General features: G+C 65.6%; 19 protein-coding genes and 1 tRNA gene. 4 read left to right on the top strand and 16 right to left on the bottom strand.

Features of this window, described 5'->3' with window-relative positions; genetic code table 11:
- Positions 1 to 3: 3 nt before the first annotated feature.
- The 6 genes from acnA to ACFPK0_RS03835 all read right to left on the bottom strand — a co-directional run bounded on the left by acnA (position 4) and on the right by ACFPK0_RS03835 (position 7293).
- The gene (gene acnA, locus ACFPK0_RS03860) at positions 4 to 2826 is read right to left on the bottom strand and encodes an aconitate hydratase (RefSeq protein WP_377338498.1); all 2823 of its coding nucleotides are present in this window, start codon (positions 2824 to 2826) and stop codon (positions 4 to 6) included.
- A 69-nt stretch (positions 2827 to 2895) separates the two neighbouring features.
- Positions 2896 to 3318 (bottom strand): succinate dehydrogenase, hydrophobic membrane anchor protein, encoded by a 423-nt coding sequence (sdhD, locus tag ACFPK0_RS03855; RefSeq protein ID WP_377338496.1) that lies wholly within the window; start codon positions 3316 to 3318, stop codon positions 2896 to 2898.
- Positions 3319 to 3322: 4 nt separating this feature from the next.
- Positions 3323 to 3715, bottom strand: a complete 393-nt coding sequence (sdhC, locus tag ACFPK0_RS03850) for a succinate dehydrogenase, cytochrome b556 subunit (protein ID WP_377338494.1) — start codon at positions 3713 to 3715, stop codon at positions 3323 to 3325.
- 3 nt (positions 3716 to 3718) lie between these two features.
- On the bottom strand, positions 3719 to 4648 hold the full coding sequence (locus ACFPK0_RS03845; protein WP_377338492.1) for a succinate dehydrogenase iron-sulfur subunit: 930 nt from the start codon (positions 4646 to 4648) through the stop codon (positions 3719 to 3721).
- A 188-nt stretch (positions 4649 to 4836) separates the two neighbouring features.
- Positions 4837 to 6345 carry a peptide MFS transporter gene (locus ACFPK0_RS03840; RefSeq protein ID WP_056084015.1) on the bottom strand — a complete coding sequence of 503 codons (1509 nt, stop codon included), beginning with the start codon at positions 6343 to 6345 and terminating at the stop codon, positions 4837 to 4839.
- A gap of 99 nt (positions 6346 to 6444) precedes the next feature.
- Entirely contained in the window at positions 6445 to 7293 is an 849-nt protein-coding gene (locus tag ACFPK0_RS03835) for a tryptophan 2,3-dioxygenase (RefSeq protein WP_056081757.1), read from the bottom strand.
- A 324-nt stretch (positions 7294 to 7617) separates the two neighbouring features.
- Here ACFPK0_RS03835 and pdhA point away from each other — a divergent pair, with 324 nt between their 5' ends.
- The 3 genes from pdhA (at position 7618) to ACFPK0_RS03820 (ending at position 11223) form a co-directional block, all read left to right on the top strand.
- Positions 7618 to 8703, top strand: coding sequence for a pyruvate dehydrogenase (acetyl-transferring) E1 component subunit alpha (gene pdhA / locus ACFPK0_RS03830; protein ID WP_377338490.1), 1086 nt, complete (start codon positions 7618 to 7620; stop codon positions 8701 to 8703).
- Position 8704: 1 nt separating this feature from the next.
- Complete coding sequence (locus ACFPK0_RS03825) at positions 8705 to 9685, top strand: alpha-ketoacid dehydrogenase subunit beta (protein ID WP_056081762.1); 981 nt, start codon at positions 8705 to 8707, stop codon at positions 9683 to 9685.
- A 113-nt stretch (positions 9686 to 9798) separates the two neighbouring features.
- Positions 9799 to 11223, top strand: a complete 1425-nt coding sequence (locus ACFPK0_RS03820) for a dihydrolipoamide acetyltransferase family protein (protein ID WP_377338487.1) — start codon at positions 9799 to 9801, stop codon at positions 11221 to 11223.
- Positions 11224 to 11301: 78 nt separating this feature from the next.
- On the opposite strand, the gene ACFPK0_RS03815 is transcribed toward ACFPK0_RS03820, so the two are convergent.
- The 10 genes from ACFPK0_RS03815 to ACFPK0_RS03770 all read right to left on the bottom strand — a co-directional run bounded on the left by ACFPK0_RS03815 (position 11302) and on the right by ACFPK0_RS03770 (position 20334).
- Positions 11302 to 11955 carry a DUF6348 family protein gene (locus ACFPK0_RS03815; protein WP_377338485.1) on the bottom strand — a complete coding sequence of 218 codons (654 nt, stop codon included), beginning with the start codon at positions 11953 to 11955 and terminating at the stop codon, positions 11302 to 11304.
- An 87-nt stretch (positions 11956 to 12042) separates the two neighbouring features.
- Complete coding sequence (locus ACFPK0_RS03810) at positions 12043 to 12552, bottom strand: M48 metallopeptidase family protein (RefSeq protein WP_377338483.1); 510 nt, start codon at positions 12550 to 12552, stop codon at positions 12043 to 12045.
- A 36-nt stretch (positions 12553 to 12588) separates the two neighbouring features.
- Positions 12589 to 14820 (bottom strand): DUF5916 domain-containing protein, encoded by a 2232-nt coding sequence (locus ACFPK0_RS03805; RefSeq protein ID WP_377338481.1) that lies wholly within the window; start codon positions 14818 to 14820, stop codon positions 12589 to 12591.
- A gap of 151 nt (positions 14821 to 14971) precedes the next feature.
- Complete coding sequence (locus ACFPK0_RS03800) at positions 14972 to 15295, bottom strand: hypothetical protein (RefSeq protein WP_056081774.1); 324 nt, start codon at positions 15293 to 15295, stop codon at positions 14972 to 14974.
- A 32-nt stretch (positions 15296 to 15327) separates the two neighbouring features.
- Complete coding sequence (locus tag ACFPK0_RS03795; RefSeq protein WP_377338479.1) at positions 15328 to 16689, bottom strand: tryptophan--tRNA ligase; 1362 nt, start codon at positions 16687 to 16689, stop codon at positions 15328 to 15330.
- A gap of 40 nt (positions 16690 to 16729) precedes the next feature.
- Positions 16730 to 17647, bottom strand: a complete 918-nt coding sequence (rocF, locus tag ACFPK0_RS03790; protein ID WP_377338477.1) for an arginase — start codon at positions 17645 to 17647, stop codon at positions 16730 to 16732.
- 109 nt (positions 17648 to 17756) lie between these two features.
- Positions 17757 to 17832: transfer RNA gene (locus tag ACFPK0_RS03785), tRNA-Thr, on the bottom strand.
- A gap of 59 nt (positions 17833 to 17891) precedes the next feature.
- A complete protein-coding gene (locus ACFPK0_RS03780; protein ID WP_056605880.1) occupies positions 17892 to 18590 on the bottom strand; it encodes an SPOR domain-containing protein in 699 nt (232 codons plus the stop codon).
- Positions 18591 to 18628: 38 nt separating this feature from the next.
- Positions 18629 to 19366 carry a type III pantothenate kinase gene (locus ACFPK0_RS03775; protein WP_377338475.1) on the bottom strand — a complete coding sequence of 246 codons (738 nt, stop codon included), beginning with the start codon at positions 19364 to 19366 and terminating at the stop codon, positions 18629 to 18631.
- Positions 19363 to 20334 (bottom strand): biotin--[acetyl-CoA-carboxylase] ligase, encoded by a 972-nt coding sequence (locus ACFPK0_RS03770; RefSeq protein WP_377338473.1) that lies wholly within the window; start codon positions 20332 to 20334, stop codon positions 19363 to 19365. The genes ACFPK0_RS03775 and ACFPK0_RS03770 overlap by 4 nt, the downstream gene beginning before the upstream one ends.
- Before the next feature lie 205 nt (positions 20335 to 20539).
- Between ACFPK0_RS03770 and ACFPK0_RS03765 the strand changes: the two genes are divergently transcribed.
- Entirely contained in the window at positions 20540 to 20857 is a 318-nt protein-coding gene (locus ACFPK0_RS03765) for a hypothetical protein (protein WP_377338471.1), read from the top strand.
- Positions 20858 to 20862: the final 5 nt, after the last annotated feature.

The raw sequence follows: 20862 nt of genomic DNA, 5'->3' as shown, positions 1-20862 counted from the left end.
CGCTCACGTCCCGGCCGCGGCCGGCGCAGGGTCCAGCAGTTGGCGCAGCATGTAGGGCAGGATGCCGCCGTGGCGGTAATAGGCCGCCTCGGCGGGCGTGTCGATGCGCACGATGGCGTCGAACGCGACCTCCCTGCCCTGCGGATCGATGGCTTTTACCCGCACCTCGCGCGCCGGCGCCTCGCGGCCGGCCAGGCCGGCGATCTCGAACGTCTCTTCGCCGGACAAACCCAGCGTGTCCGCGTTCTGGCCGTCATGGAACTGCAGCGGCAGCACGCCCATGCCGATCAGGTTGGAGCGGTGGATACGCTCGTACGATTGCGCGATCACCGCACGCACGCCAAGCAACGCCGTGCCCTTCGCCGCCCAGTCGCGCGACGAGCCGGAGCCGTATTCCTTGCCCGCCAGGATCACCAGCGGCGTGCCGGCGGCGATGTAGTTGACCGACGCGTCGAAGATCGTGCTCACCGGTGCGCCCGCCCGGGTGAAGTCGCGGGTGACGCCGCCCTCGGTGCCCGGCGCCAGCTGATTGCGCAGGCGGATGTTGGCGAAGGTGCCGCGGATCATCACCTCGTGGTTGCCGCGACGCGAGCCGTAGGAGTTGAAATCCTTGCGCTCCACGCCGTGCGCGACGAGGTACTGCCCCGCCGGTGAATCGAGCTTGATCGCACCGGCCGGGCTGATGTGGTCGGTGGTCACCGAATCACCCAGCCGGGCCAGCACGCGCGCGCCGCGGATGTCGGTCAACGGCACCGGCTCGCGACCCACGCCATCGAAATACGGCGGTTGCCGCACGTAGGTGGAATCGGCATTCCACTGGAAGGCATTCCCTCCGGGCAGCGGCAGGCTGCGCCAGTTGTCGTCGCCGGCGAACACGTCGGCATAGCCACGGGCGAACATGTCCGCCTTCACGCAGCTGTCGATCACATCCTGGATCTCGCGGGTCGAAGGCCAGATGTCGCGCAGGTACACCGGCTTGCCATCACTACCGGTACCCAGCGCATCCCGCAGCAGGTTGACGTGCATCGTGCCGACCAGCGCGTAGGCCACCACCAGCATGGGTGACATGAGGAAATTCATCTGCGTCTGCGGATGGATGCGGCCCTCGAAATTGCGATTGCCGGAAAGCACCGAACACACATTGAGATCGTGCTCGGTCACCGCCGCCGCCACTTCGGGAATCAGCGGGCCGGAGTTGCCGATGCACGTGGTGCAGCCGTAGCCGACCAGGTTGAAGCCGAGCTGGTCCAGGTACGGCGTGAGCCCCGCGCGGTCGTAGTAATCGGTAACCACGCGCGAACCCGGCGCCAGCGAGGTTTTCACCCAGGGCTTGCGGCGCAGGCCTTTCTCGACCGCGCGTCTGGCCAGCAGGCCGGCACCGATCATCACCAGCGGGTTGGAGGTGTTGGTGCACGAGGTGATGGCGGCGATGACCACGTGACCGTTGTCGAGCCGCGCGCTGCCGCCGTTGGCCAGGGCCACGTCGACCGGTGCGTGTGGCCAGTCGTGCTTGAGGTCGCAATGGCCGGGCGAATGCGGCGCGTCGCTGGCGCTGCTGCGCACGATCGACACCGGGTCGCTGGCGGGAAACGATTCGTCGATCGCTTCGTCCAGACGGCCCTGAATGGCATTTTCGTACGTCTGCCCCGCCAGCAACGCGCCGACGGCGCCGGGCGCCACCCGCACGGGAATGCGGTCCTGTGGCCGCTTGGGGCCGGCAATGGACGGCTCCAGCGTGCCCAGATCCAGCTCCAGCGTCTGCGAATAGTCGGCTTCCTGCCCGGGGTCGTGCCACAGCCCCTGTGCCTTGGCGTAAGCCTCGACCAGGCGGACTTGCTGCTCCGAACGACCGGTCAGGCGCAGGTAGGCAAGCGTCTCGTCGTCGATCGGGAAGATCGCGCAGGTGGCGCCGTATTCCGGGCTCATGTTGCCCAGCGTGGCGCGGTTGGCCAGCGGGATGCGGGCCACGCCCGGTCCGTAGAAATCGACGAACTTGCCCACCACGCCGGTCTTGCGCAGCAGTTCGGCGACGGTCAGCACCAGGTCGGTGGCGGTGGTGCCGGGCGGAAACTCGCCGGTGAGCTTGATGCCGACCACCTGCGGAATCAGCATGCTCATCGGCTGGCCCAGCATGGCTGCCTCGGCCTCGATGCCACCCACGCCCCAGCCCAGCACGCCCAGCCCGTTGACCATCGGCGTGTGCGAGTCGGTGCCCACCAGCGTATCGGGATAGGCCTGCAGGCCGTCCGGCCCTTCGCGGGTGAACACCACGCGCGACAGGTATTCCAGGTTCACCTGATGGCAGATACCGGTGTCCGGCGGCACCACCTTGAAATTGTCGAACGCCTGCTGCGCCCAGCGCAGCATCTGGTAGCGCTCCACGTTGCGCTCGAACTCAAGCTGCGCATTGGCGGAAAAGGCGCCGTCGTGGCCGAAGGCATCGACGATGACGGAGTGATCGATCACCAGCTCGCTGGGCACCAACGGGTTGATCCGCTGCGGGTCGCCACCCAGCGCGATGATCGCGTCACGCATCGCCACCAGATCCACCACGCACGGCACGCCGGTGAAGTCCTGCATCAGCACGCGCGCCGGCGTGTACTGCACTTCCTTCTGCGCGGTGGCGCCGGGTTGCCAATTGGCCAGGGACTGGATCTGCTCGCGCGTCACCAGACGGCCATCTTCGTTGCGCAGCAGGTTTTCCAGCAGCACCTTGAGGCTGTAGGGCAGTCGATGTGCGGTCTTGATCCGATCAAGCCGGTAAATCTGGTAGCTGGTGCCCCCGACGACCAACTGGTCGCGCGCGCCAAAGCTGTCGCTGCTCATGAAAATCTCCTCGTCAAACTTGAAAGGACCATCGCCATCCGCTGGTGGCGATCCCGGCCACGTACTGGGTCAACGAAATGCCAGATACAAACCGGTGAACACACCGATGGCCATCAGCGCCAGGCAGATCAGATCGACCGCGATCAGCGCTGCAAACTTCACACGGTCGGCATGCACATAGTCTTCCACGATGACGCGCAGGCCCAGTTTCATGTGCCAGAACAGCGCTACCAGCAATACTGCAATGGTCACGGCCACAGCGGGTCGGCCCAGCCATGACGCCACCATTTGATGACCACCGCCGGCATGGGCCAGCAAGGACCCCAGCAGCCACAACAGCAGCGGCACCAGCGCCACCGCGGTCACGCGCTGCAGCCACCAGTGATGTGAGCCGGATTTGGCCGAACCCAGCCCGATGGCGCGATATAGCGGCGACGATCGGGCGGACGGAGGGTTGCGGTTGAGCGGGTCACCTCGGTGCCATTCAGACATGCGCTTATCCCCCACCCGCCAGGCCGAATGTCCAGGTCGCCACTGTCAGGATCACGCTGACCGCCACCACCGCCCAGCCGGAGCGATAGATGCTGCCCAGCTCGAAGCCGAAATTCAGATCCCAGGCCAGGTGCCGGATGCCGTTGCACAAGTGATAGAACAGGGCAAAGGTCCAGCCCACCAACAAGACGATACCCAGCCACGAACGCAGCCAGCGGTCAGCCAGGGCGTAGGTATCGCCACCCGCCGCCACGGCCACCATCCACGTCACCAGCAACACGCTGCCCACGCTGAGCACCACGCCAGTCATTCGGTGCAGGATCGACAGCACCGAGGTCAGTTGTGGCCGGTAAATCTGGATGTCCGGCGAGCGTGGACGCGGGCGTGCCGTGGTCATGTTTCAGCTCCTTCGCTGCTGAATCATCAGCTTGATCTCGGCAATCTTCTTGCCCGGATTGAGCCCCTTGGGGCAGGTACGCGTGCAATTGAGAATGGTGTGGCAGCGATACAGCTTGAACGGATCTTCCAGTTCGTCCAAGCGTTCGGCAGTGGCCTCATCGCGGCTGTCCACCAGCCAGCGATGCGCCTGCAGCAGCACCGCCGGGCCAAGGAAGCGGTCACCATTCCACCAGTGACTGGGGCAACCTGAGGTGCAGCAGAAACACAGGATGCACTCATAGTCGCCATCCAGCCGCTTGCGCTCTTCCGGTGATTGCAAACGCTCACCCGTCGGCGCGGGTGTCTTGCTGCGCAACCATGGCTTGATCGAGGCGTATTGGGCCAGCGCGTGGGTCTGATCGCCGACCAGGTCCTTGACCACATCCATGTTGTTGAGCGGATACACCGTCGACGGCTCGCTGATTTCATCCAGCGAGCGAATGCAGGCGAGCCAGTTGGTGCCATCGATGTTCATCGCACACGAGCCACACACGCCTTCCCGGCAGGAGCGGCGGAAGGTCAACGTGGGGTCGATCTCGTTCTTGATCTTGATCAGCGCGTCGAGCAGCATCGGCCCGCATTTGTCGCGGTCGATCGCGTAGGTATCAATGCGCGGATTTTTTCCGGATTCGGGGTCGTACCGATATACCTGCAGGTGCTGTACCCGGGTGGCGCCTTCCGGCTCGGGCCACGCTATCCCCGGTTCGAGGCGAGATCCGGCAGAAGTCCCCGATTCGGGCGAGACCGGAAAACGTTTGGGTACGCGCCAGCGCGAAACTTGTTTCGAGCTCTTGATCAACACCGGCGACTCTCCCGTGACGATTGAAGTCAGTCGGCAGGTTGTCTCGAATCCAGACGTCATTCCGTCCGGGAACCGGATAATCCCCGCCATGAATCTCGCGGGGCACAAACCCGTTCAGACAGCGGGCCTTCCGGGCAATCTTGGTAGGGAAACCGTGAAGCGATGGTCAAACCAACCGCCCCGACCGTATCGACGCAAGGGTCCCGAACAGGATGGAATAGCGTCGCGCGCCGCCCATCCTGCGCGAGCATCAGTGGCCCATTAGATATCGGGCGCGCTCAGCGCACCCCGTGCATCAGCTTGTTGATCAGCGGGGCGATCAGGAACAACACCACGCCGCCGCCCAGCAGGATCCAGAAGCCCATGGTGTAACCGGACAGCGCCGATTCCACCGTCATGCCGGTCTCGCCGCTGACGTGGCCGGCAAACAGCCCGGCCAGGTTGTTGCCGATGGCGGTGGAGAGAAACCAGCCGCCCATCCCCAGGCCCACCAGCCGCAACGGCGCCAGCTTGGTCACCATCGACAGGCCGATCGGCGACAGGCACAACTCGCCGGCGGTCTGCAGCACGTAGCACAGCACCAGCGTCCATAGCGGGATCATGCCGTCGCTGCCGACCAGGTTGGACAACGCATACATCAGCACCGCAAAACCCAATGCGTTGCCGATCAGCCCCAGGCCGAACTTGCGCGGAATGGAGGGCTCGGCGCGACGCTTGTCCAACCATGCCCACACCAGCGTCACCAGCGGCGCCAGCAACACGATGGCCACCGGGTTCACCGACTGGAACCAGCCGATGGGGAAGTCCCAGCCGCCAAGGTTGCGGTCGACGATGTGCTGGGCCAGGAAGTTGAACGAACTGCCGGCCTGCTCGAAGAACATCCAGAACAGTACGTTGAAGGTGAAGATGATCAGCATCGCGATCACCCGCTGGATCTGCACGCGGCCGGTGCGGATCGCCTCGGCCACCAGCATCACCGCCACGCCCAGGAACAGCACCGTCAACAACCACTGCAGCACCACCGCGCCGGCACGATCCATCAGCAGGTACACCAGCGGAATGGCCACCAGCACGCCCAGCGCCACCCACACCACGCGCACGCGGCTGGCGATTTCCGGTGCCGGGCGGCCCACCATGCCGAGCTGGCGGCGACCAAACCAGAACCACACCAGGCTGATCAGCATGCCCACGCCCGAGGCGGCGAAGACCACGTGGTAGTTCTGGTGCCCCGGCGTGCCGAACACGCGCGTCGCCAGCAGGCTGGTCAGCACCGGCGCAATCAGCGCGCCCGCGTTGATGCCCATGTAGAACAACGTGAACCCGCGGTCGCGGCGCGAATCACCCGGCGCATACAGCTGGCCCACCATCGAGGAAATGTTCGGCTTGAACAGGCCGTTGCCCACGATGACCGTGGCCAGGCCGAACATGAACACCTGATGGTTCGGCACCATCACCATGAACAACCCTGCCGACATCACCACCGCGCCCAGCAGGATCGAACGCTGGTAGCCGATGATCTTGTCCGCCACGTAACCACCGAACACCGCGGTGGCATACACCAGCGCCAGATAGGCGCCGTAAGTGCGACTGGCGGATGCCTGGCCCGCATCGTCACCGCCGTAGAACTGCGCCACGATGTACAGCGTGAGCGCCCAGCGCATGCCGTAGAACGCAAAGCGCTCCCAGAACTCGGACATGAACAGCATCCACAGCGGCCGCGGGTGGCCGAGCATTTGTGGATAGGCCGGCACGCCGTTCGATGCCGCGTTGGTAGTGGCTGGAGTCATGGTTTCCGTACGCATCAATTCAATGGATGCGCGAAGGTGTACCTGCCCACCGCGCAAGCCGTCAAATGCGCCGCAACAAATCCGCGTCAGCCGATGGGATCAACTGCCAAGAATGGTGCGCACGTCCAGCAGCTCGGGGAAGAACTCCAGCTCCAGCGCTTTTTTCAGGAAACCCACGCCCGACGAGCCGCCGGTGCCGCGGCGGTGGCCGATGATGCGTTCCACCGTCTTCATGTGGCGGAAGCGCCACAGCTGGAAGCTTTCCTCCACATCCACCAGTTGTTCGCACATGTGGTATTCGGGCCAGAAATCGGCGCGATGCTCGTAGATGCGCTTGATCGCCGGCAACAGCGCCTCGCTGCGCTGGTACGGCTGGGCCCAGTCGCGCTGCAGCAGTTCCGCCGGCACGGCGTGGCCGCGACGCGACAGGTAGCGCAGGAATTCGTCGTACAGGCTCGGCGCCTCCAGGATCTCGCGAAGCGCGGCCTGGGCCACCGCATCGTGGGCAAACACGGCCAGCATCGCCGGCTGCTTGTTGCCCAGCAGGAATTCGATCTGCCGGTATTGCAGCGACTGGAAGCCCGACGACGGGCCCAGGGCGTGGCGGAACTCCAGGTACTCCGACGGCGTCAACGTCTCCAGCACCGCCCACTGCTCGAACAGCTGGCGCTGGATCTGCTTCACCCGGGCCAGCACCTTGAGGCAGGCATCGATCTGGTCATGCTGCAGGTGATCCACCGCGGCCTTCATCTCGTGGATCATGAGCTTCATCCACAGCTCCGCCACGTGGTGCTGCACGATGAACAACATCTCGTCGTGATAAGGCGGATCGCTCAACGGCCGCTGCGCCGACAACAGCGTGTCCAGCTGGAGGTAACCGCCGTACGTCATCCGCCCGTCGAGATCGGTCTGGATGCCCTCCTCAAGCTCACGCTGGTTGTCGCTCATGCCGATTCCATGCATTACAAAGCGGCCATGGTAACGGCTGCCCGGCGGTGCGGTCTTGACCTATGGCAGACGTATCGATCCGGGCGGGCAATTACAATGTTCGTTCCGCGCCCTGAGGAAGCGCCTGAAAACCTCCACACAACAGAGGCTTACACGATTTTCATACAGTGACCGATGTTGCGCTGTACCTTGCCGCCCCACGAACGGGCCTGTTATCAAGCGCGGTCTTGTCTGGGCGGTTTCGTGCGCCGGGATGATTTTTCAGCTGCCATGGCGCCATCCACCGCCTTTGTTCCCCCTAGATTCCCCACCTCGGAGCGAGTCGTGACTATCGCCGCCAAGTTTGAAATTGAATACCTGCAATACCTCGATGCCGAGGGCAAGCAGATCCGGGACGACCTGCCCGCGTTCGCCAATGACCTCGAGCACATGGTCGGGCTGTACAAGACCATGCTGTCCACCCGCGTGTTCGACGCCAAGTCGGTGGCGCTGCAGCGCACCGGCAAGCTGGGCACCTACGCCAGCTGCCTGGGCCATGAAGCAGCGCACGTGGGCGTCGGCAGCGCCATGAAGCCCGAAGACGTGCTGACCCTGAGCTATCGCGAATACGGCGCCCAGCTGTACCGCGGCGTGCAGCCGCGCGAGGTCTACATGTACTGGGGCGGCGACGAGCGCGGCAACGATTACCAGCGCGAGCCCGCCCGCCACGATTTCGCCTGGTCGGTGCCTATCGCCACCCAGTGCCTGCACGCGGCCGGCTCCGCGCTGGCGTTCAAGATCCGCAAGGAGCCGCGCGTCGCCGTCTGCACGGTGGGTGATGGCGGTTCGTCGAAGGGCGATTTCTACGGCGCCATCAACATCGCCGGCGCGCAGAACCTGCCGATGGTGGCGGTGATCGTGAACAACCAGTGGGCGATCTCGGTACCGCGCCGGATCCAGTCCGGTGCCTCCACGCTGGCGCAGAAAGGCATCGCCGCGGGCCTCGACTGCATCCAGGTCGACGGCAACGACATCATCGCCGTGCGCAAGGCGATGGGCGACGCGCTGGACCGCGCCCGCAAGGGCGAAGGCGCCAGCGTGGTCGAGCTGGTCACCTACCGGCTGGGCGACCACACCACCGCGGACGACGCCCGCCGCTACCGCGGCGAGGATGAAGTGAAGGAAGCCTGGACCAAGGATCCGATGAAGCGCCTGCGCAACTGGCTGACCGCCAAAGGCGTGTGGGACGACGCGAAAGAGGAAGCCTGGAAAGCCGAATGCGATGAGTGGATGGACAACGAAGTGAACGCCTACCTGGAAACCCGAACCCAGCCGGTGACGGCGATGTTCGACTACATCTTCGCCGAGGTGCCCGCCGACCTGGCCAAACAGCGCGACTACGTCCTTTCGCTCGAACAGAAGGGGCACTGAGATGGCACAGATCACACTGGTCGAAGCAGTCACCCAGGCACTGGCCTACGAGATGGCCCACGACGACAGCGTCGTGGTGCTGGGCGAGGACGTGGGCGTCAACGGCGGCGTGTTCCGCGCCACCCAGGGCCTGCAGGAAAAATTCGGCGAACTGCGCGTGCTGGACACGCCGCTGGACGAAGCCACCATCGCCGGCGTCACCGTGGGCCTGGCCGCGCAAGGCATGAAAGCCGTGGCCGAAGCGCAGTTCGAAGGCTTCATCTACCCGATGATGGAGCAGATCGCCTGCCACGCCGCACGCATGCGCAGCCGCACCCGCGGGCGCATCACCGTGCCGGCGGTCTTCCGTGCGCCATGGGGCGGCGGCATCCGCGCGCCGGAGCATCACTCCGAGGCCAACGAGCACCTGTTCACCAACATTCCCGGCCTGCGCGTGGTGCTGCCCTCCTCGCCCGCACGCGCCTACGGCCTGTTGCTGGCCGCGATCCGCGATCCCGATCCGGTGATCTTCTTCGAGCCCAAGCGCATCTACCGCCAGTACAAGGAAGAGGTGCCCGACGACGGCGAGGCGTTGCCGCTGGACGTGTGCTTCGTGCTGCGCGACGGCACCGACGTGACCCTGGTGACCTGGGGCTCGCAGGTGAAGGAATGCCTGGAAACCGCCGATGAACTGGCGGCCGAGGGTATCAGTGCCGAGGTGATCGACGTGGCCACGCTGACCCCGCTGGATTTCGACACCATCGCCGAATCGGTGCAGAAGACCGGCCGCTGCGTAATCGTGCACGAGGCACCGAAAACCGCCGGCTTCGGCGCCGAGATCGCCGCGCGCCTGTCCGAGGAATGCTTCTACGACCTGCTGGCCCCGGTCGAGCGCGTCACCGGCTACGACACCCACATCCCGCTGTTCCGCCTGGAAATGAAATACATGCCCAGCGTGGAACGCATCACCGCGGCCGTGAAGCGTACATTGGCGGTCAGCTGAGCTGACCGCCGGGAATCGGGAGTAGAGAATGGGGAATAGGCAAAGCAAAATCGCGCTGCCAGCCCGCTCTTCCGATTCCCCATTCCCGATTCCCCATTCCCGGATGAAATCAAATGGCTGATCTCAAGACGTTCTACCTGCCCGACCTCGGTGAAGGCCTGCCCGATGCCACCGTGGTCGAGTGGCACGTGAAAGTGGGCGACAGCATCAAGCTGGATGCGCCGCTGTGCTCAATGGAAACCGCCAAGGCGATCGTCGACGTGCCCTCGCCCTACACCGGCAAGGTCACCAAATTGCACGGCGCCCCCGGCGACGTGATCGAGACCGGTGCCGCATTGGCCGAGTTCGAACCGGACCCCAACGCCAAGCAGCGCGCCGAAGCCGAATCCACCGGCCATCACCATGGCCCGCGCAAGAGCGTGGGCAGCCCGGCCCCGGACAATTCCCGGAAAGTGGTGGCGTCCGATGAAGGCGGCGAAGTCGCGGTGAAAGGCGTGGATCGCGAGGACGAAGGCACCGTGGTCGGCGCCATGGTCAGCGGCAACACCGTGCATGTGGAACAGGCCGCCTCGGTCGGCGGCGTGAAAGCCGTGCCGGCCGTGCGCGCGCTGGCGAAAAAGCTGAAGGTCGACCTGACCCGCGTGACACCCAGCGGTGCCGACGGCGTGGTCACGCTGAAGGACGTGAAGAACGCGGCCGCCAACGGCAGCGCGCCCCTGCTCCCCTCTCCCTCCGGGAGAGGGGCTGGGGGAGAGGGTACGGTCGGAGCGCGACATTCCGCTTCGCCCGAACCCTCTCCCGGCGCTGCGCGCCACCCTCTCCCGACATCGGGAGAGGGGAGAACGGCGGTTTCGCTCGCCGGCAAATCCGTCCGCACCGCACCGCCCTCGCAGCAGGCCAGCGGCCAGCCCGAACAACTGAAGGGCGTGCGCCGCAACATGGCCCGCGTGATGGCCGACGCCCATGCCCAGGTCGTGCCCACCACCCTGGTCGACGACGCCGACCTGCACGCATGGATCGGCAAGCAGGACATCACCGCGCGCCTGATCCGCGCCATCGTGGCCGCCTGCAAGAGCGTGCCCGCGCTCAACGCTTGGTTCGACGGCAAAAACCTCAGCCGCACCCAGCACCCGCACGTGGACATCGGCATCGCGGTGGACACCGACGACGGCCTGTTCGTGCCTGCGCTGCGCAATGCCGACGTGCTGGACGCCGCCGGCGTGCGTGCCGCGATCAAGCGCCTGCGGGCGCAGGTGGAGGATCGCTCGATCCCCTCGTCGGAACTGTCCGGCCACACCATCAGCCTGTCCAACTTCGGCATGTTCGCCGGCCGCTATGCCACCCCGGTAGTGGTGCCGCCGACCGTCGCCATCGTCGGCGCCGGCAAACTCAGCCACGACGTGGTCGCAGTGATCGGCGGCATCGAAGTACACCGGCGGCTGCCGATCAGCCTGACCTTCGACCACCGCGCCGCCACCGGCGGTGAAGCCGCGCGCTTCCTCAAGGCACTGCTGGACGATCTGGCACAGCCGAACTGATCGGGCCGGCTATTGCGACGTTGAAACCCGGGCATCCCACGATGCCCGGGTTTTTTCTTTCCTACAGAAATCGCGCAATCAATAGTCGCGCACGTCCAGCACGATGAAGCTGCGGGCGGTATAGGCAAGCTCGTCGGACGGCCACGCCAGTGTGGCCAGCGCTTGCGTGCCGGCGGTCCACGGCTCGTTGTCGAGCAGGGCCTCGCAGCGCACTTCGCTATCCCCCGTGCGGCGATAGGCCAGCCGCAACCAGTGCAGCTCGGGCTTCAACGCCTCGTTGTGCAGCGCGGCCTCCATCGCGACGGGCACCTGGTCGAGCATCTCCATGTCGGTGATGTCCACGCCGCGCAGCGTGAACGGGCCGATGAACACATCCCAGGTGCGAACACCCATCTCCCAGGAGGTGATCTGCATACGGCGGCTGTCGGTGACGTACCAGCAGGCGGCCAGCAGTACGTGGAACGCATCGCGTTCGAACCCTTGCAGCGCGTCGCGGCAACCAGCCTCACCGCCGCCGAAGCCCGCGAAACTTTCCTCGATGCGGCGCTCCTCGCTCAGCACCACGTCCACGTCCAGCCGACCGGGTTCGCCGGCGACGCCTTCATGCCATTCGGCGCGGATCGCGGGGAAATCGTCGTCGGTGACCAGCCAGCCGTCCTCGTCCGCCTCCATCTCCACGCCATGCTTCTCGAACAACCGCAACAGGTATTTTTGCAGCGCCACACTTTCCATCGTCGTTCCGTTCGGTGGGTAAGGATTCCGCAGCCGTTCTCCCTGAGCGTAGCGCAGCGGAGTCGAAGGGCAATCACAGGGGAAAGCTCAGCGTTCGCCGCCCGACCCGGGCAGCTCGCGCCAGGTGAGGTAGATGCGCAAGTCCAGCTCGAGTTGGTGATAGTCCGGCAGCATGTAGGTGCACAACTGGTAGAACGCCTTGTTGTGGTCATGCTCTTTCAGGTGCGCCAGCTCGTGCACCACGATCATGTTGAGGAACTCCGGCGCGGCGGCCTTGAACACGCTGGCCACGCGGATCTCCTTTTTCGCCTTGAGCTTGCCGCCCTGCACGCGCGAGATCGCCGTGTGCAGGCCCAGCGCCCGCTGCACCACGTCGAGTTTGCTGTCGTACAGCACCTTGTCGATGCCGGGAGCGTTCCTCAAATGTTGCTGCTTCAATGCCGTCGTGTAGGCATACAACGCCTTGTCGCTCTGCACGTCGTGCCGGTCGGGGTAGCGCCGCGCCAGGTACTCGCCCAGGCGCTGCTGCGCGATCAGCTCACGCACCTTGTCCTGCAGCGCGACGGGATAGGCCTGGAGGTATTTGAGGGGGATCATGCCGGCCATTCTCGCATTGCCGGATGTGGTGCGGCCTCAGATGTCGAAGCGATAGCTCAGCTTCACCAGCAGTTGCTCGTCGTCGCGCAGCGAGAAGGTGTTGCCGAAGACGCCGCCGGTGCGGTACGGGTAATCCTCATCCTGCGCGTAGCCGCCGCGGCCGTAGACCACGTACAGGTACGACAGCGGCGCCAGCTCGTAGCGATAGCGGATCTGCAAGCCCAGGTTGCGCACGCTGAAATCATCGACGTCCTCGGCGCTGGCCACGGCACGGCCGTCGCCACTCACGCGATACGCATCGCGCAGCCGCGCATCCAGACCGATCGCCTGCAGCTTCAGGCGCAGCTCCTGGCGGTCGTCGATACTCCAGTCGAAACCCGCGTTGAGCTGCAGCGTGTGCTGGTCGAAGCTGCCGATCAGGTTGTCGTGCTGCCATACCAGCCAGTCCGGCGTGTGCTCGAAATACGGCCCGGCGTAAATGCTGAAGGCGTCGCTGATGAAATAGGTGGGAATGAACTCGATGTCGTAGCCGAGCCGCCGGTTGCCACTGAGGCCACCGCTGACCACTTCCGCCTCCAGCTCGAACGCCCAGTCGCCGTGGCGTGGGCTGCTGCGGTCGTAGGCCAGTGCCAGCGAGGGCGGCAGGAAAACCGCGCCATGGCCGCGCGTCAGCAGATCGTCCCAGGCGGCCGTGTTGAGGTTGAGTTGCACATCCTCGGTGGCGCCGTTGCGCAGGTTGCTGGAGCGGCTGATGCGCAACTGGCGGCGCAGGCGCAGGCCGTGGTCGTTGTCCAACCCGTCGATACGGAAGTGCCAGTCGTGCGAGCTGTAGGCCGAATCGGGCGACAGGCTGGTATTGCGCTTGCGCACTTCCCAGTGGCCGTAGTTGAAATTGTTGCGCTCCAGGTAGCCGAAGTCGTTGACCTGCAGCTGATCGCCGAAATGCATGCCCAACCACTGCTGGCGCCAACCGTCGCCCATCTCGTAGTCGGCAAGCACGGTGCCGCCGCTGCCGCGGGTGTGGGTGCCGTGCTGCAGGATGTCGCTGGCCACCGCGTTGGTGGCCACGGTGAGCCGCGCCGTGGGTTGCCAGTGGTGGTCGACGCCGACCACGGTGGCGTGCCGGTCCAGCCAGGGGCGATCGACGCGAGTCAGCATCGCACCCAGGCTTTGCGTGCCGAAATCATGGGTGACGCGGGCGGCACCGAAGAAACGGCCGGCCTCACCGTCCTCGTCCGCGGCGATCACGCCGTAACTGGTGCTGCCCACACTGCCGTTGAGCTTGATCGCCGCGTTGATGTCGGCCGCGCCGTGGCCATCGTCGGCCAGCGCGCCGACGCGGCGGGTGTAGATCAGCTGGCTGTTGTCGTCCAGCAGGCTGAAATCGAAAATGCCCTGGTTCTCGGTGAAAAACGGCCGCTTGTCCCTGACATAGGTTTCGGTGGCGCCGAAATTCACCACCAGGTCGTCGCTTTCCACCTGGCCGAAATCCGGGTTCAACGCGGCGGTGAGCTGGAACTGCCCGCTGGGCTTCCACAGGATGTCGGCGCCTTCCTGGAAGTGGCTGCGACCGCGCACGTTGTCGTACAGGCCGGACACGTACGGCGTCACCGCCAACAGCGACTGGCTGTAGGCCGGCACCGCCACGCGCTGGAACTCCGACAGGAACCGCGGCCGCTTGAAGCTGGCCGTGGGCCACGCGTCGCGCTCGCCGCTGGAGCCGGTGACGCGGTCGAGATAGATGCCCAGCGTGCGCTTGCCGTCGCGGCTGGCATGCATCGGCGCGATGTACCACGGAATCAGCATCTCCACCGTCCAGCCGGCGGCATCCTCGCTGACGGCGTGTTGCCAGTTGCTGTCCCAGTCCTTGTTGAAGTCGCTCTCGTTGGTGATGACGGCATCGTTGATGCCACCGGTGGAACTGACCACGAAGTTGTAGCCGGTGCGGCCGGTGCCGTCGAAATCCACCATCAGGTTGACCCGGTCGACCTGATCCTCGAAGTCGCGCTGCACGCGCTGCGGGGTGCGCGGCACGCCGGGCGGCTGGTCGCAACGAAACGCCACCGCCAGACCTTCGGGTGTGGCCAGCAGCCATGCCTCGGTGCGCAACGAGGCCGGTTCACCGGTCAGTGGCTGCACCTTGCGGAAATCAGTGATGTGCTGCGCGCCCTCCCATTCGGTTGCATCGATGCGGCCGTCGACATCCACCGCCAGAACAGGCGCGGATACGGCGGAAATGGCCATGGCGAACAGGCATGCAAGACGCATGTCGGGGATTCCGGAAGAAGGCGCTGGATTACGCGAAGGACGATGGCGCAGCGGGGACGTGCTCACCGGTAGATGCACAGCATGCCCAAAGCGTTTGAGCGTCTCGACGGCCACAAGTCATGCGCGATGCACGATGACTGTCACGGCAAAATCAGCGGCGACGTCCCCAACACAGATGACGCCAGACCATCGCCACCGCCAACACTGCGGCGAACGCGCCGTAGCCATACAGCGCTGGCAGCACCTGTTGCCAGATGGCACCGCTGGCGCGGCCGAACCCGTCCACCGACGGCAACGCCGCGTGATCGAAACCGAGCAACGCACACTGCACCGCAGTAACCAGTGCCAGCAGCAAGGCCGCCACGTCGAACGTGCGCCGGCCCGCCGATCGCGGCAGGCTTTTCGGATATGCCCAGTAACCCCAGCACAGGATCAGCAAGGGGGGCGCAAGCAGCATCAGGGCCAGATAACGCATCGATCAGATACTCCACCGCACCATGCGGTATGTCATGCCTTGGTGGCCAGTTGGCCGAGCGCCTCGCGCAAGCGCAGCAGCGCCTCATCGCGGGCGGATGCGTCGGCGTAATCGGGGGTTTCCGCCACCGCCTCGCCATCCACGTCCAGCGTCATGCCCTGCTCCTTCATCTGCAGCACGGCCCCGGTGGCGCCCAGGCTGCCGATGCGTTTCTGCAAGGCGCCCGCTGCCTTTGGATCGGCGAACGCCATCGACAGCAGCAACTGCTCGCCATCAGCGGACAGCAGGCGAAAGCGGAACTTGCCATCGGCATCGCGGAAACTGGCGAAGCGCGGCAGCTTGCCCGCCCCGGCAACTTTCTTCGTCGTGCTCGACGCACCGGACGCGGCGCTGGAACGCAAGCCCAACGCTTCGCGCAACGCCGCCAGCTTGGGTGTGGCGATGGCGCGCGCCTTGGCGGCACCACGCAACAGGATCGTTTCGATGCCGGCCGGATCGGCCATCAGCGCCTCGTAGCGCTCACGCATCGGCGCCACGTCGGTTTCGATCCGTTCGTACAACACCTGTTTGGCCTCGCCCCAGCCCAGCCCTGCTTCCAGCGCCTGGCGATAAGCGACCGTTTCGGACTCATTGGCGAACGCGCGAAACAGCGTGAACAAGGCGCTGCCGTCCGCATCCTTCGGCTCGCCCGGCGCGCGCGAGTCGGTGACGATGCGCATGATGGTGTCGCGCAAAGCCTTCTTGCCACCGGCGAACAGCGGAATGGTGTTGTCGTAGCTCTTGGACATCTTGCGGCCGTCGAGGCCGGGCAAGGTGGCCACCTGCTCGTCGATCTGTACCTGCGGCAGCACGAAGAACTCGCCGCCGTGCAGATGGTTGAAGCGCTGTGCGATGTCGCGCGCCATCTCGATGTGCTGGATCTGGTCGCGCCCCACCGGCACCTGGTTGGCGTCGAACGCCAGGATGTCGGCCGCCATCAGCACCGGGTACATGTACAGCCCGGCGGTGATGCCCGCGTCGGCGTCCTCGCCGGTTTCCGCATTGCGATCCACCGCCGCCTTGTACGCGTGCGCGCGGTTGAGCATGCCCTTGCTGGTGATGCAGGTGAGGAACCAGGTCAGCTCGGGAATCTCGGGGATGTCCGACTGCCGGTAGAACGTGGCTTTTTCCGGGTCCAGCCCCGCCGCCAGCCAGGTGGCGGCGATCTCCAGCCGCGAGCGTTCGATCCGCGCCGCATCGCCGCTCTTGATCAGCGCGTGGTAATCGGCCATGAAGAAAAACGCGTCCACGCCCGGCTCGCGGCTGGCCGCGATGGCCGGGCGGATCGCACCCACGTAGTTGCCCAGGTGCGGAGTGCCGGTGGTGGTGATGCCGGTGAGGACTCGTGTGTTCATGCTGTGCTGCGCGGGGAAAACGCCAGTTTACGACATACCCTCAACCGCGCAGCAGGGTGGACTTGCCGAACATCGATTCCACCAGATCCACCGCCACTTTCGCCGTCTGGTTGCGCTTGTCGTAGGCGGGGTTCAACTCGACGATGTCCAGCGACGCCAGAGCGCCGGTGTCGGCGATCATCTCCATGCACAACTGCGCTTCGCGGTAATTGGGCCCGCCGCGCACGGTGGTGCCCACGCCGGGCGCGATGCTGGGATCGAGAAAGTCGACGTCGAAGCTGACGTGCAGATGGGTGTTTTCATCCATGCCATCGAGCGCCTGCTCCATCACCCGGCGCATGCCGATCTCGTCGATCTGGCGCATGTCATGGATCGCCACGCACGCCTCGCGCACCAGCTTCTTCTCGCCCTCGTCGACCGAGCGGATGCCAACCTGGCGAAACACGGCGGGCGTCACCGCGGGAGTGGTGCCGCCGATGCCGGTCAGCACGTCCGGCCCGTAGCCGCACAGGCACGCCACCGGCATGCCATGGACATTGCCTGAGGGCGTGGCCTGGGCGGTGTTGAAATCGGTGTGCGCATCCAGCCACAGCACGCGCAGCGACTTGCCCTGCTCGCGGCAATGACGCGCCACGGCGCTGATCGAGCCGATGCCCAGGCAATGATCGCCGCCCAGCATGATCGGCAGCTTGCCGTTGGCAAGATCCTCATAAATAGCCGTATGGACGGCCGTATTCCACGCCACCACTTCGGCCAGGTGACGATACCCATCCACCGGCGGCAGCCACGGATTGAACGGCCCTTGCAGATTGCCGCGATCGACCACCTGCAACCCCAGCTTCGTCAACTTCTCCGCGATCTGCGCCACCCGCAACGCCTCCGGGCCCATTGACGCACCGCGATGCCCAGCGCCGATGTCGGTCGGCACACCAATCAGGGAGAGGTTTTTGCTGCTCATGCCAGCGATCTCTTGATAACGAATCAAGAACCAGTCTAGCGGCTCGACCTGCACGATTTGGTGACAGACCCGTTGCCGCGATAGGCAAAACGTGAGCGGTGTGGGAGTGTGGTGCCGGCACCAGGAGTCGAACCCGGGACCTACTGATTACAAATCAGTTGCTCTACCAACTGAGCTATGCCGGCGCACTGGCGGCGGATTCTAGCAGGCGGGGCTATTCCCGGCCATGTGCGAGCGGCTCGCTTCAGAAACAGGGGATGCGGCGGGAATCGATGCCGCGCGGCACGCGGCTGCGCCAGCGGGTGCCGGCATCACCGGGCAGCACCAGGTCTAGCCAGTATTCGGCCACGGTTTCGCTGCGCTCGGTCACCTGGGCCGGGAAACCGGCGGCGATCACCTCGGCGCGGCGCTTGCGCGCATTCCCCTGATCCTTGAACAAGCCCAGCGAGATGGTGTTGGGCTGTTCACCGGAACTGACCACGAAATAGTCGTCGATGTGGTGCTCGGCCAGTTCGCGTGCCCGCGCCAGCGCCTGGGCGCGGGTGGCCATGGCGGGCAGATAAACCCACCAGCCATGCGATTGATTGACCTGCTCCTGCCGCGAGCGCATGCGTCTGGCCTGGCCCGAGAGGGCTTCCCGCGCCCGCCGCACATCCTCCGGCGTGGTGAACGGGCCCAGCGCCACGCACGATGGCGCGGGCGCCGGGCCTTCGATCTTCGCCGCGACCACCGGTTGGGGCGCGGAAGCGGGAGGTGCGGTGGGAGCCGGATCAGGCACGGTCGCGGGTGCGGCCGGTTCGGGCAATTCGGACAGCAGGCGCAGTTCGGGCACGCCTGGGTCGGTAGCCATGCCGGTGCGCGAATAAGGCTGGCCCAGCAGCAGCCACGCGCCCACGGCAATGTTGAGGGCGATCAGCAAGACGAACATCAAACGCAGAAACATCGAACCCCCATACCCGTGCCTAACGCCTTCACCGGATGCTACTCGTCCGCATCGGCCCACAACGCCAGGCCGCGCAACACCGCATTGTGGGTGACCTGCGCCGGCATGGACAGCAGCGGCACCAGTTGCTCCGCGTCGCCGCCGCTGAGGCACAGCGTGGGGCGCGCACCAAGGTCATCGGTCGACTGTCCGACAAAACGTTCGATCAGCGCCACGGCCGCCAGCCAGCAGCCGGACACCACCGCGTCGGTGGTGTTGTCCGCCCGCTCCTGGACCCGGCCCGCCGCGTCCATCCGCACCTGCGCGGTAGCGCTGAGCAGGGTCTGCTGCATCAGCATCGGCCCGGGCGCGATCAAGCCGCCCAAGTGGCGACCGTCGGTTGCCAGCGCATCCAGGGTCAACGCCGTACCCACGCCGACCAGCACGTGCGGCCCGCCACCATGCGCGTGCGCCGCGACCATCGCCAGGAACCGGTCCACGCCCAGCCGCTGCGGCTCGGCATACGCATTGCGCACGCCGCAGGCCGCCGCGGGCGAACGTCGCCAGTCGATCGGCTGCGCACACAGCCGCATGACGATCGCGGCAATCAGGGCTTCACGAGTGGAATCCACGACCGAAGCGGCCAGCACGATGTCGGGGCGCGGCCACGACGTCAGTCCTTCGGTCAGCGCCGCGTCGAGGTCCTCGTTCCAACCCACGGCGCCGTGCGCCAGCCAGCGGTCCGACGTCAGCGCCCATTTCAGGCGGGTGTTGCCCATATCCAGCAGCAGTTTCATGCGCGGCGCACCGAGACGTCGGCGCTGTCGACCTTGCGCCTTTCGCCATCCGGCAGGCGCACCAGCAGGGCGCCGCGGCTGTCCACGCCGTCACCGGTGCCTTCGAATTCCCCTTGGCCACCGCTGACGGTGAGCGGCTGTCCACGCAGCAGGTCGTAACGCGCGTAATCCGCGGCGAAGGCGTCAAAACCATCGCGCTCGAACGCTTGCAGACCGTCGATCAACGCCCCGACCAGCGCGGCGGCCACGCGGTTGCGATCCGGCGGCGTTCCATCAGCCAATGCAGCGAGATCGCATACCGGCTGCCCCGCCTGCTCGCGCAATTGCGGCGTCAGACGCACGTTGAGACCTACGCCGATCACCGCCGCACACGGCCCCTGGTATTCCCCGCTCAGTTCGACCAACACACCGGCGAGCTTGCCTTCCGTGGCGAGCACGTCGTTGGGCCATTTCAGGCCGGCCCCCGCGATGCCCAGTTGCTCCAGCGCCCGCAGCACCATCACGCCGATGGCGAGGGAAAGGCCGGACAAGGCGGCAAAACCGGCATCGAAACGCTTCAGGCAGGACAGATGGATGTTGAGCCCGGGCGGCGACAACCACGCGCGCCCGCGGCGTCCGCGCCCTGCGCTCTGGGTTTCGGCAAACACCATGCTGAGGTCCGCGGCGGCGGCGATGCGCCGCTGCAATTCGCTGGAGGTGGAATCGAGTTGCCAGTGCACCTCGAGCCCACCCAGGGCGGCGACATGATCGGCGCTCAGCGCGACACGAATCCGCGCGGCATCCAGCACCTGCAGCGGCCACGGCACCTTGTAACCGGCGCTGCCCGATTCCACCGGCAAGCCGAGCGCACGCAGGGTTTCGATCTGCTTCCAGATGGCCGCACGGGTCAATCCGGCCCGCGCCGCCAATTCCACGCCAGACACCGTCTCCCCGCTGGCCAACAGCGGCAACAACGCCTCGATCGCCATCAGAAACCGCCGCTCGTGGCGGCGCGGGAACGGCGGGACCGTAGTGAAACGGAGAGAGAAATGCACATTGCGCAGATAGTAACGGGACAGTTCAGGGAGCGGCAGATCCAGTTGTTAAAACCAAGTTATTCAAGGCACTGGCACTGCCCGAACATTTCTGACACGATCCCGGACCTTCGCATGCGGATCAAGGATTTGAGTCGCCATGAATGTAAAACATTGGTTCATTGGCTGTGTGGTGGGCTTGGCGGGCGTAGCCGCCACGCTGACCGTGCACGCCAATCAGGCCGACCCCACCAACAGCGCGCGCATGTCGCCTGACCGTGGGGCGCGCATCGTGGCGGACGCCGATGGCGCCTGCCCCGCACGCGAATGCCCGACGCCGGACGAAGCGGCCGGAAACGACACCAACCGGCCGGATACGCACAGCAACCGTTCCGGCGGGGGATCGGCCACGCCATCCACTTCCGGCCGTCGTTCGCACCTGGGTTGGCAGTCGCTGCTGCCGGGCTCGATCCAGTAACCGAA

It is taken from the genome of Rhodanobacter ginsenosidimutans (genome assembly GCF_042655685.1).
Classification (GTDB): Bacteria; Pseudomonadota; Gammaproteobacteria; order Xanthomonadales; family Rhodanobacteraceae; genus Rhodanobacter; species Rhodanobacter ginsenosidimutans.
Note: the sequence above shows the minus strand (reverse complement) of the source record. Positions and strands in the feature narration are given on the sequence as shown.